Origin of the sequence: Streptomyces aurantiogriseus (genome assembly GCF_014649375.1) — a bacterium.
In the GTDB taxonomy this organism is placed as follows: Bacteria; Actinomycetota; Actinomycetes; order Streptomycetales; family Streptomycetaceae; genus Streptomyces; species Streptomyces aurantiogriseus.
In genome coordinates this window covers 311594-322564 of record NZ_BMSX01000012.1, presented here as the reverse complement: position 1 = coordinate 322564, position 10971 = coordinate 311594, and the positions used below count along the sequence as shown (strand labels likewise).

The 10971-nt window shown below is 74.0% G+C and carries 8 protein-coding genes and 1 pseudogene; 4 read left to right on the top strand and 5 right to left on the bottom strand.

From position 1 onward, the window contains the following. Positions 1-158, bottom strand: a pseudogene (locus IE263_RS25775) (esterase); the annotation flags it as partial. A 260-nt stretch (positions 159-418) separates the two neighbouring features. Here IE263_RS25775 and IE263_RS25770 point away from each other — a divergent pair. Genes IE263_RS25770 through IE263_RS25755 form a run of 4 tightly spaced genes read left to right on the top strand, consistent with a single transcriptional unit; the run spans position 419 to position 4283 of the window. After that, positions 419-2296: an amidohydrolase gene (locus IE263_RS25770; protein ID WP_189940164.1), complete on the top strand. Its 1878-nt coding sequence runs from the start codon at positions 419-421 to the stop codon at positions 2294-2296. Positions 2297-2341: 45 nt separating this feature from the next. Then, positions 2342-3004 carry a hydrolase gene (locus IE263_RS25765; RefSeq protein WP_189940135.1) on the top strand — a complete coding sequence of 221 codons (663 nt, stop codon included), beginning with the start codon at positions 2342-2344 and terminating at the stop codon, positions 3002-3004. Positions 3005-3046: 42 nt separating this feature from the next. Next, positions 3047-3565, top strand: coding sequence for a DoxX family protein (locus IE263_RS25760; protein WP_189940134.1), 519 nt, complete (start codon positions 3047-3049; stop codon positions 3563-3565). Further along, positions 3546-4283: a YoaK family protein gene (locus IE263_RS25755; RefSeq protein WP_189940133.1), complete on the top strand. Its 738-nt coding sequence runs from the start codon at positions 3546-3548 to the stop codon at positions 4281-4283. The genes IE263_RS25760 and IE263_RS25755 overlap by 20 nt, the downstream gene beginning before the upstream one ends. Positions 4284-4526: 243 nt before the next feature. Here the strand turns inward: IE263_RS25755 and IE263_RS25750 are convergent, their stop codons facing one another. From IE263_RS25750 to IE263_RS25735, 4 genes are all read right to left on the bottom strand, one after another. Beyond that, a complete protein-coding gene (locus IE263_RS25750) occupies positions 4527-5441 on the bottom strand; it encodes a helix-turn-helix domain-containing protein (protein WP_189940132.1) in 915 nt (304 codons plus the stop codon). Between the two features lie 113 nt (positions 5442-5554). Then, on the bottom strand, positions 5555-7432 hold the full coding sequence (locus IE263_RS25745; RefSeq protein ID WP_189940131.1) for an AfsR/SARP family transcriptional regulator: 1878 nt from the start codon (positions 7430-7432) through the stop codon (positions 5555-5557). A 181-nt stretch (positions 7433-7613) separates the two neighbouring features. Then, positions 7614-10454 carry an AfsR/SARP family transcriptional regulator gene (locus IE263_RS25740; RefSeq protein ID WP_189940130.1) on the bottom strand — a complete coding sequence of 947 codons (2841 nt, stop codon included), beginning with the start codon at positions 10452-10454 and terminating at the stop codon, positions 7614-7616. 118 nt (positions 10455-10572) lie between these two features. Further along, positions 10573-10884, bottom strand: a complete 312-nt coding sequence (locus IE263_RS25735; RefSeq protein WP_189940129.1) for an ANTAR domain-containing protein — start codon at positions 10882-10884, stop codon at positions 10573-10575. Positions 10885-10971: the final 87 nt, after the last annotated feature.

Here is a 10971-nt window from a genome sequence, read left to right as displayed (position 1 = left end):
TCCGGCTTGCCGATCTCGCCGGACTGCACCTCGTCGACGGCCTTGCGCCCTTCCGCCGGCGGCAGGTCGAACAGATACGGCGGGTTGGCGGTCGCCTCGGCGAACGCCGCGGCCTCGGGTTCCAGCACCGGTCGAACCGGCTCGACGACGTCGGACATGGGTGTCTCCAGCTGTTATCGGTGTGCGTGTTCCTGCCCGTCGACGCTAAATCCGCGGTGCGGCCGGACCTTGCCCACGCGTGCACCGGCACTGTCCTCACAGCGCACGGAGCACCGTGCGCTGTGAGCACTCATTCAGTGCGCTCAGGGAACACACGGCGTCTCGCGAACCGGTTTGAGTTGTCGGCGAAGCAACCGCGGTTCGTCGCACCGGACGCGCGATTGAAGGATTCCGGGAGGGATGTCACACCGTGTCAGCAATGCCGGTCGGCGGGCTGGTTCCCCAGGCCACCGACAATGCCGCGGAACTCGTCGTCCGCAATGCGCGGATCCATACGCAGGACGCGCGCCGCCCGCAGGCCGATGCGCTCGCCGTGCGCGGCGGTGTCATCACGGCCGTCGGCGACGACCAGGACGTGGCCGGGCACATCGGTCCGGACACGCGGGTGGTCGACGCGCTCGGCCGACGCGTGGTGCCGGGCCTCAACGACGCCCATCTGCATGTGATCCGCGGCGGCCTCAACTACGTCCTGGAGCTGCGCTGGGACGGCGTTCCCACCCTGCGGCAGGGGCTGGCGATGCTGCGCGAGCAGGCCGCCCGTACACCGAAGGGCCAGTGGGTGCGGGTGGTCGGGGGCTGGTCGGCGGAGCAGTTCGCCGAACGGCGGCTGCCGACCGTCGCGGAGCTGAACGCCGCCGCGCCCGACACGCCCGTCTTCGTCCTGCACCTCTACCAGTCCGCCGTCCTCAACCGGGCCGCCCTCAAGGCCGCGGGCTACGACCGGAACACCCCGGACCCGAAGGGCGGCCAGATCGTCCGCAGCCGCGACGGAGAGCCGACGGGCATGCTGCTGGCCGCGCCCAGCGCCCTGATCCTGTACTCGACGCTCGCCAAGGCCCCGGTGCTGGAGGGCGAGGACAAGAAGACCTCGACCCGGCACTTCCTGCGCGAACTCAACCGGTTCGGACTCACCTCGGCCATCGACGCCGCCGGCGGATTCCAGAACTTCCCCGAGAACTACTCCACCGTCGTCGACCTGGCGAAATCCGGCCAGTTGTCGCTGCGTATCGCCTATCACCTTTTCCCGCAGACACCGGGCCAGGAGATCGACGATCTCACCCGCTGGATCGAAACGGCCCGCCCCGAGGACGGCGACGAATGGCTGCGCCTGAACGGGGCGGGCGAGAACCTCACCTGGGCGGCCGCAGACTTCGAGAACTTCACCCAACCGCGCCCGGAACTCGCCGCATACGAGGCGGAATTCGAGAAGGCGGTACGGCTCCTCATGGAGAACGGCTGGGGATTCCGCCTGCACGCCACCTACGACGAGACCATCCGGCGCGATCTCGCCGTCTTCGAGAAACTCGCGGCCGAAGGCCTCTTCCCGGCCGGCAACCGCTGGCTGTTCGACCACGCGGAGACAGTCTCCCCGGCGAGCCTCGACCGCATCGCCGCCCTCGGCGGCGCCCTGTCCGTCCAGAACCGCCTCTCCTTCCAGGGCGAGGCGTTCCTACGGCGCTACGGCCCGGGCAGAGCCGCGGACGCCCCGCCGCTCACGGCCATGCTGGAGCGCGGGCTGACCGTCGCCGCCGGCACGGACGCCACCCGGGTGTCGACGTACAACCCGTGGGTCGCCCTGCACTGGCTGGTCAGCGGTCGCACGGTCGGCGACCTGACCCTGCGCCCGCCGTCGAACCGGGTCGACCGGCGGACCGCGCTCGCCCTGTTCACCCGGGCCGGCGCCGCGCTGACCGGCGAGGACGAGGTCAAGGGCGTGCTGCGGCCCGGCTGTTACGCGGACCTGGCGGTCCTCTCCGAGGACTACTTCTCCGTTCCCGAGGCGGACATCCCGCACATCGAGTCGCTGCTGACCGTCACCGGCGGCCGGATCGTGTACGCCGCCGGCGAGTACGAGGGCCTCGACGAGGAACTGCCGCCCGTCAGCCCCGGCTGGAGCCCGGTCGCCCGCTTCGGCGGCTACCGGGCGACCCCTCCCCCGGCCCGTGCGGGCGCCCGCCAGGCCGAACTGCTCGGCGAGGCCGTCGGCGAGTCGGAGGAGCAGCGGCAGTGGCGCGTGGGCCGCGGCCTCGTTCCGGAGGCCACGGACACACCGTTCGACCCCTGCTTCTCCCTCTGAACCATCTGTTCGCCCGTTTCAACCCATCAACCGAAAGGTTTCCCCATGGTCGACATCGCCGAGGTCACCGCGTCCCCCAGCCCCGACCTGCTCACGCCCGACAACTGTGCGGTGCTGTTCGTGGACCACCAGCCGCAGATGTTCTTCGGCACGGGCAGCGGCGACCGCACCGCGATCATCAACGCGACGCTGGGTCTGGCGAAGGCCGCGAAGGCCTTCGACGTGCCGGTCGTGCTGAGCACCGTGGCCGCCGAGTCGTTCTCCGGCCCGCTCCTGCCGCAGCTCGCGGACGTCTTCCCCGAGCAGAAGATCATCGACCGGACCACGATGAACGCCTGGGAGGACCTCGCCTTCGTCGAGGCGGTCAAGGCCACCGGCCGCAAGAAGCTGGTGATCGCCGGCCTGTGGACCGAGGTCTGCGTCGTCCTGCCCACGCTCTCCGCGCTCGCCCAGGGCTACGAGGTGTACGTCGTCACCGACGCGTCCGGCGGCGTCAGCCCGCAGGCCCACGAGCACGCGATCCAGCGCATGGTGCAGGGCGGCGCGATCCCGGTCACCTGGGTGCAGGTGCTGCTGGAGCTCCAGCGCGACTGGGCCCGTACGGAGACGTACGCCGCCACGACCGGCGTCGTGAAGGAGCACGGCGGGGCCTACGGCCTCGGCATCGTCTACGCGCAGGCCGTCATCGGCGCCCACGCGGCGGGCTGATCCCCGCACGGCACGGAAGAACAGGGAACAGGCAGGTACACGATGGACGCTGGACTGCTGGTCCTCCGGCTGGTGACGGGGCTCCTCATCGCCGGGCACGGGGTGCAGAAGGTGAGTTTCCTCCTCGGGGGACAGGGCCTCGCGGGCGGGACCGAGGAGTTCCGCCGCGACGGCTTCCGCGGCGGCCGGCTGACCGCGCTCGTCGCGGGCGGCAGCCAGCTCGGCGCCGGCCTGTTCCTGACCGCCGGGCTCCTCACCCCGCTCGCCGCGACGGCGGCGGCGGGCGTGATGACCGTCGCCGTCACGGTGAAGTGGCCCAAGGGCCTGTGGGTGCAGAACGACGGCTACGAGTATCCGCTCGTCCTCGTCGTCGTGTCGGCGGCGCTGGCCCTGACCGGGCCGGGTGGCTGGTCCCTCGACGAGGCGCTGGGCCTCACGCCCTGGCCCGGCTGGGTCGTGGCCGCGGCGATCGTGGCCGGCCCGGCCGGCGGGCTGCTCACCCGCCTGCTGCTGCAGGCACCACGGGCTGAGGAGGCGCGGTATGCGCGCGCTGCTGACTGACGCGCTGCGCACCCTCGCACCGCGCGGGGAGGAGCGTCATGGTCCGCTGCCGCCGCTGATGCTGGCGTTGACGGTGGTCACCGGGCTGGTGGACGCGGTGAGCTATCTGGCGCTGGGGCATGTCTTCGTCGCCAACATGACCGGCAACGTGGTGTTCCTGGGCTTCGCGCTGGCCGGTGCCGCGAACCTGTCCGCGCTCGCCTCCGTCGTCTCCCTGGCGGCGTTCCTCACGGGCGCGCTGGCGGGCGGCCGGCTCGGCGCACGGTTCGCGGCGCACCGGGGGCATCTGCTGCGGACGGCGACGGCGGCACAGACGGTGCTGGTCGCCGTCACGGTGGTCGTCGCCGCGGTCACCGACGGCCGGGTCGGCACCGGCGTGCAGTACACGCTGATCGTGTTGCTGGGTCTCGCCATGGGCCTGCAGAACGCGGTCGCCCGGCGCCTGGGCGTCCCCGACCTCACCACCACGGTGCTGACCCTGACGCTGACGGGTCTGGCCGCGGACTCCGCCCCGGCCGGCGGCGAGGCGCCGCGGCCCGGCCGCCGGATCCTGTCCGTGCTCGCCATGTTCCTGGGCGCGCTCGTCGGCGCGGTGCTCCTGCTGCACGGCCACCTCGTCCTGACGCTGGGACTGGCCCTGCTGCTGCTCGCGGTCACCGCCGTGACCACGCACCGGCTCTCGGCCGCGGACGCGCCGTGGGCGCGGCTCCGCGGCTGAGGCGGGGGCTCAGGGCCGGTCCGGCGGATCCTGCCGCAGACGCGTGGGCCGGCACGCCCTCCCCCGCTCCCGGCTTCTCCCCCGCTCCCGGTTTCTCCCCCACCCCTGGCTTCGCTCGAGCAGGAGGGACCCCCATGAGCGGGACGTGCCCCCACCGGCGTTGTCGTCGGTCGCCGGCTCCCCCGCGCCCGAACGGCCTCGCGCGGAGGCACCCCCGTCGCCCCGCTCACCTGCGTCGATGAGTCATCGCCGGTCTCCTGCGACCTGATCCGCCGGACAGCACACCTGGTGCCGTCCGGCGGCGTCCCGCCATTCGCGCGGGGACATGCCGTAGGCGGTGCGGAAGACCCGGCTGAAGTGCGTGGCACTCGTGAAGCCCCAACGGCCCGCCACCGCCGCGATGGTGCGGCTCCCCCGCCGGTGCCGTATCAGGTCGCGTCGGCACTCCTCCAGGCGGCGGCGCAGGATCCAGCGGCCGACCGTGGTGCCCTCGTCCCGGAACAGTTTGTGCAGATAGCGCACGGAGATGTGGTGGGCGCGGGCGAGGGTCTCCGGGGAGAGGTCGGGGTCGGTCAGGTGGAGTTCGACGTACTCGAGGATCCGCCCCAGCACCGGTGCCTGCCCGTCCGGCGTGCCCGGCGTGTGCGCGCCCACCTGCTCGGCGGCGAGGGTCGCCAGGAGGTTCACGGCGTTCCAGGCGAGCATCTCGCCGACCGAGGGCCCGGCCTGGGAGGCGGTGCGGGCGAGGTCGGACAGCAACGGCGACAGCAGTGTGCCGAGCCGGGACGCCCGCCTGACCGGCGTCCGTGTGATCCGTCGTGCGTCGGCGGGCGTCAGCCCGAGCAGATCGTTCGGGACGAGGAACACCGTCGCCCGGAACCGCTCGGGGAAGTCCAGGGCCGCCGGGCGTCGCACGTCGTAGAAGCAGAGGTCGCCGGGGGCGAGGTGCAGGGGGGCGGGCTCGGTGTCGGGCGGGGCGGTGACACCTCGCAGGCCCACGAAGAGGTATGCGCCGCGGTCGGTGGCGTGGAGCCGGTACGGCTCCGGATGCGGACCCGGCTCCCCCGGCAGCCGGCCCGGCCCGCGCTCGCCGGTCACGATCTCCACGCCCAGGGGCGTCGGGGAGACCCGGACGTCGATGGTGGTGGTAGTGGACATCCGCCGTTGCCTCCGGAGCGCCTGTGGTCTCGTCGCCGGGACAGTAGGTCGGGGCATGTGCAAAAAGTGTGACAGCGAAGTGAGAACGCCTGCGTACGGCGCCCGGGAGGCCCTCAGGGCACCTCCGACAGCCCTTGTTCCTGCGTGAGTTCGGCCGCGAAGACCCGCAGCAGATCGTGCAGGGAGTAGCGGCCGGGCGTGTGCTCGGTGACGAGGTGGGCGTCGGCGAGTTCACCGAGGAGCAGGCGGGCCCGGCGGACCGGCAGCCCGGTGAGTGCCGCGGCCCCGGCCGGGGTGAGGTCGGGTCCGGTGTGCCGGGGCAGCAGCCGGAACAGGCGGGCGCTTTCCGGGGACAGCAGGCGGTACGAGCCCAGGAAGGCGGCGCGCACGTCGGGCGTTCCGTCGGTGGCGGTGAAGGCGTCCAGACGGCTGTGGCAGTCGCGCAGTTCGGCGGCAACGGTGGAGAGGGCGACGTCCCGTCGGCCGGTGACGCGTGCGGCGACGGCGGACAGGGCCAGGGGAAGCCGGCCGCACCGGGCGACGATCTCGTCACCGGCGCGGGGCTCGGCGGCCAGACGATCGGCGCCGATCCGCAGGGCCAGCGTCTCGCGCGCGTCCTCGGCGGAGAGCGGCTCCAGGCGCAGCGGACGGGCGCCCGAGGCGATCAGGCCAGGCAGGGCGTGGCGGCTGGTGACCAGCGCCAGGCAGCCCGGTGCGGCGGGCAGCAGCGGACGCAGCTGCTCGGTGCCGGTGGCGTCGTCGAGCACCACGAGGACGCGCCGGCCGGCCAGCAGGGTGCGGTACAGACCGGTCAGGGCGGCCAGGCCGTCCGGCATGCGCGGCGCGGCCACGCCCAGCGCGGCGAGCATCCCGCGCAGCGCCTCCTCGGGCTCCACGGCGGGCCCGGCCGGGTCGAACCCCCGTAGTGGGACGTGGAGTTGGCCGTCCGGGAAGTGGTGGGCCGCCCGGTGTGCCCAGTGCACGGCGAGCGTGGTCTTGCCGACGCCCGCCATCCCGCCGATCAGCACGGCCGCCGGCGCCTCCGCACCGCCCGGTGACGGCCCCGCTCGGTCCGTCAGCCACTCCAGCTCGGCCCCGCGGCCGGCGAAGGCGGCGAGGTCGGGGGGCAGTTGGGCGGGACGGGCGAGCGGTGGCCCCTCCGGGGTGCCGCCGCTGCCGACCCGTACGGCCGGCACCTCCCGTCCGAGGTCCACCGTGGGCCCGGACGTCAGCCGCCCCACCTCCTGGCGGAGCACCCGGGTGTGCGCCGCCGCGAGTTCGGCGCCCGGGGCGATGCCGAGTTCCGCCGTCAGCCGCCGGCGGACGTCCTCGTACGCCTTCAGGGCCTCCGCCTGGAGGCCGCAGGCGGCCAGGGACAGGACCAGCCGGGCGTGCAGGGGCTCGTCGAGGGGATCGAGGGCGGCGGCCCGGCGCAGGGCGGGCAGGACCTGCTCGGCACGGCCGCACAGCAGGGCCGCGTCGGCCGCCAGCCCGGCCGTGTGCAGGAGTTCGCGTTCGACGGCCGTGAACTGGACATGCTCACGCGCGGACGCGGGGATCCCCATCGCCACCGGGCCGCGCCACTCCTCCAGCGCTTCGGTGAAGCTCCGGGCCGCCGTCTCGGGCCGCCCGGTGGCCGCCGCCCGCTTGCCCTGCCGGGTCAGTTCGCGGAAGCGCAGCAGGTCGACCTCGTCCGGTTCCGCCGCCAGGAGGTAGCCGCCGGGGCGGCGCAGCAGGCGCCGGCCGGGGGCGCGGGGCGGCAACTCCGGTTCCAGCAGGCGTCGCAACGCACCCGCGTAGCGGCGCACCACGTTCTGTGCGCTGGCGGGCGGGCGTTCGGCCCAGAGCACGTCGAGGACCTCGCTCGTGGGCACGGCCCGGCCGGTGTGGGCCAGGAGCAGGGCGAGGAGGGCGCGTTGCTGGGGGAACCCGAGATCGAGTTCGTCGTCCTCCCGCCACGCCCGGACGGGCCCCAGCACCTCGAACCGCATCGCCCCACCCTGCTCCGTCCCGGCTCCCCGCCGTCCCACCCTGGGAAAGACCTGTCGTACGGGTCTGCCCGACAGCGCTGTGCATCAAGAGCCCGTGCACTCCGGGTCAACGCCCGGGCCTCTCCGGGACCACGAGATCGGTGAGGACGGTCGCAGCGGGCGCGGTGGTGCGGTGCTCCGGTCAGCAGGCTCCGGCATGGCCGTCCCGTCCGCTCAGGCGGGCCTGGACGCGCTCGGCGTCGGGGTGGTCCAGGGACCTGAGCAGTGTGAGCGCCTGTTCCCAGGCGGTGCGGGCGCTGTCGTGGTCGCCCATGGCGCGGTGGGTGTCGCCGACGCGGGTGAGGATGTCGGCCTCGACGTAGGGCACTCCGAGGTCACGCAGGAGGGCGAGGGCGTTGCGGTAGCCGAGGAGGGCGTGCGGGTGGCGGCCGAGGTGCTGGTGGGCGTAGGCGATGCTGTCCCAGGTGGCGGCCTGGCCGTAGCGGTCGCCGAGCTCCTGGAGCATGGTCAGGGCTTCGAAGCAGTGCGTCAGGGCCTGTTGGTACTCGCCGAGCAGGGCGTGGTACCAGCCGACGGAGTTCAGGACGCTGGCCTGTGCGGCGCGGTCACCGAGGGCGCGGAACAGGTCGAGGGCGAGCTGGTTGTGGCGCAGAGCGCCGGGGAGGTCGCCCTGCTGGTCGCGTTCCCAGCCGAGGCTGCGGTGGGTGTGGGCGCGGCCGGCGTCGTCGCCCAGCTCGGTGAAGAGCGCGAGGGCGCGTTCGAGGCGGGGGACGGCATCGCCGTGCAGGCCGAGGCGGCCCTCGATACGGCCCAGTCCGCGCAGCCCGCGGGCCTCCAGGACCGGGTCGGCGAGACGCCGGGCGGCGTCGAGGGCGACGCGCTGCACGGCGAGCCCGTCGTGCCAGTGGCCGCGCCGGTCGAAGAACGGCTCCAGGGACCAGGCCAGGTGGCAGGCGAGACGTTCCTGCACGCCGGCGGCGGCCGTGTCGACGACGGCGAGCAGCACCGCGTGCTCGGCGGTGAGCCAGGCCAGGGCCTGGTCGTCGTCGGCGAGCGGTTCGGGGTGCACGCCCTCCGGTGCGGGCGGCGGGGGCAGCGGATCGGAGGCGGGGGCGAGCAGCCGGTCGGCGGTGTGGGCGGTGTGCAGATAGTGGTGGTGGAGCCGGTGCAGGGCCGCCTGCCGCTCGTCATCGGTGTGCTCCTCGTCGACGAGTTCGGCGGCGTGGGCGCGCAGCAGGTCGTGGAAGGCGTAGCGGCCGGGGCTGTGCTCGGTGACGAGGTGCAGGCCGGTCAGCTCGGCCAGCAGCGGCCGGGTCCGGCGCACCGGCAGGCCGGCCAGGGCGGCGGCGGCCGGCAGGGAGAAGTCGGGGCCGGGGTGCAGGGCGAGCAGCCGGAACAGCCGGGCGGCCGGGTCCGAGACCTCCCGTGAGGACCACGAGAACACCGTGCTCACGTCGACGGAGGCGTCGGAGCGGGCGAAGGCGTCGAGGCTGCCGTGGGCCTCGCGGAGCTCGGCGGCGACGGCCGCCAGCGGGAAGTGGGGGTGGACGGCGGCGCGGGCGGCGACGCAGGCGAGGGCGAGGGGCAGTCCGGCGCACAGTGCGCCGATCTCGTCGGCGGCGTCCGGCTCGGCCTCGACCCGCTCGGCGCCCAGGCGGCCGACGAGGAACGCCCGCGCCTGGGCGAGGTCGAAGGGCCGCAGGGTGAGGGCGCGGGCGCCGTGGGCGGCGACCAGCCCGGACAGTTCGTCGCGGCTGGTGACGATGGCGAGGCAGCCGGGCGAGCCGGGCAGCAGCGGCCGTACGTGGTCGCTGTCACGGGCGTTGTCCAGGACGACGAGGACGCGCCGTCCGGCCAGGACGCTGCGGTAGAGCGCGGCCTGCGCGTCCACACCGTGCGGCACCCGGTCGGGCGGCACGCCGAGGGCGTCCAGGAAACCGCGGACGGCCTCCCCCGGCTCCATGACGGCGCCGGACGGGTCGAAGCCGCGCAGATTGACGTAGAGCTGCCCGTCGGGGAAGCGGTCGGCGACGCGATGGGCCCAGTGCACGGCGAGGGTGGTCTTGCCGACACCGGCCATGCCGCCGATGGCGCTGATCACGACGGTGCCGGCGGACGGCTCGGCTCCGCCGGACAGGGCGAGGATCTCGTCCAGTTCGGCGTGGCGGCCGGTGAACGCCGGTATGTCGTAGGGAAGTTGGGCCGGTGCGGTGAAAGCGGCCGGTGCGGACGGGGCGGGCGGGCTCACCTCGTCGGCGGTAGCCGACTTCAGCACGGCCTCGTGCGCCTCGCGCAGCTCCGGTCCCGGATCGATCCCCAACTCCTCGGCCAGCCGAAGCCGTACGGCGTCGTACACGCCCAGTGCCTCCGGGCGGCGGCCCGCCGCCGCCAGCGCGAGGATCAGCCCGGCCTGCACGGGTTCGTCCAACGGGTGGTCGGTGGCGGCCAGTTGCAGCTGGGGCAGGATCGCGTCCGGCGTCCCGGCCCGCAGCGCCGCGTCGGCCGCTTCCCGTACGGCTGCGAGCCGTTCGCGGTCGGCCGCGCCGAACGCCGGGTGGGCACGGGCCTGTTCGGGAAGCCCGGCGGCGACCGGTCCTTGCCACAACGACAGGGCCTCGGTGAGCAGTTCCACCGCCCGCACCGGCGACTCCCCCGTGACCCGGCGCGCCGCCTCCCGCAGCGCGCGGAACCGAAGCAGGTCCAGACAGTCACCGTCGGTCACCAGCCGGTACCCGCCCGCGTCCCGCATCAGCCAGCGGCCCGCGGCACGCGGGGCGAGACCGGGTTCCAGCAGGCGCCGCAGCGAACCCACGTGTCTGCGGACCACGTTGACCGCGCTGCGCGGCGGACGCGTCCCCCACAGCACGTCGACGATCTCGTCCACGGCGACCGGCTGCCCGGCCCTGACCAGCAGCAGCGCCAGAAAGGCCCGCTCCTGCGGCCCTCCGGGCTCCAGCTCCGTCTCCCCCCGCCACACCCGCACGGGCCCCAGGACCGCGAACCGCACGGGCTCCAGCGGCACGTCTTCCCCCTCCGACAGTTCTCCCCCGAGGTCGACTGTACGTCACCACGGATATTACCCAGAGTTACCCAGGAAGGAAGGGCGGGGAGTCGCTCAGGAAGGACGGACCGGGGAGACCTCACTCCGCTTTCACGCGCCGCAGGGCGTCCGTGAGCGCGTGGTGGATCTCGTCGGGCAGCCAGTGGCAGTGGGCCCCCTGCACCACGTACTCCGCGACCTCCCGCAGTTTGGTGTTGGTGCGCTGGGAGATCTCCCTGAGGACCTCCCAGCCCTGCTCGGGCCGAAGGTGGGCGACGGCGATGACCACGCCGATCGCCTGGTCGACGACGGCGTGGGAGGCGACGGCCTGCCGGAGCTGGCCGACCTCCTCCTCCAGGACGGCGATCCGCTCGTTGAGCTCCACCTCCGTCAGCTGCTCCTCCGCTGGCATGGCGAACCGTCTCTCTCCTGGACCGGGGTACGGGCGGCCGACGTCCCCGGTGACATCGCGGGACCGTCCCGTCCCAGCCTGCACGCC

Excerpts from the sequence above, each read along its gene's own strand:
- IE263_RS25735 (WP_189940129.1), bottom strand. The coding sequence starts at position 10,884 with ATGCCAGCGGAGGAGCAGCTGACGGAGGTGGAGCTCAACGAGCGGATC.
- IE263_RS25760 (WP_189940134.1), top strand. The coding sequence starts at position 3,047 with ATGGACGCTGGACTGCTGGTCCTCCGGCTGGTGACGGGGCTCCTCATC.
- IE263_RS25750 (WP_189940132.1), bottom strand. The coding sequence starts at position 5,441 with ATGTCCACTACCACCACCATCGACGTCCGGGTCTCCCCGACGCCCCTG.
- IE263_RS25765 (WP_189940135.1), top strand. The coding sequence starts at position 2,342 with ATGGTCGACATCGCCGAGGTCACCGCGTCCCCCAGCCCCGACCTGCTC.
- IE263_RS25745 (WP_189940131.1), bottom strand. The coding sequence starts at position 7,432 with ATGCGGTTCGAGGTGCTGGGGCCCGTCCGGGCGTGGCGGGAGGACGAC.
- IE263_RS25755 (WP_189940133.1), top strand. The coding sequence starts at position 3,546 with ATGCGCGCGCTGCTGACTGACGCGCTGCGCACCCTCGCACCGCGCGGG.
- IE263_RS25770 (WP_189940164.1), top strand. The coding sequence starts at position 419 with ATGCCGGTCGGCGGGCTGGTTCCCCAGGCCACCGACAATGCCGCGGAA.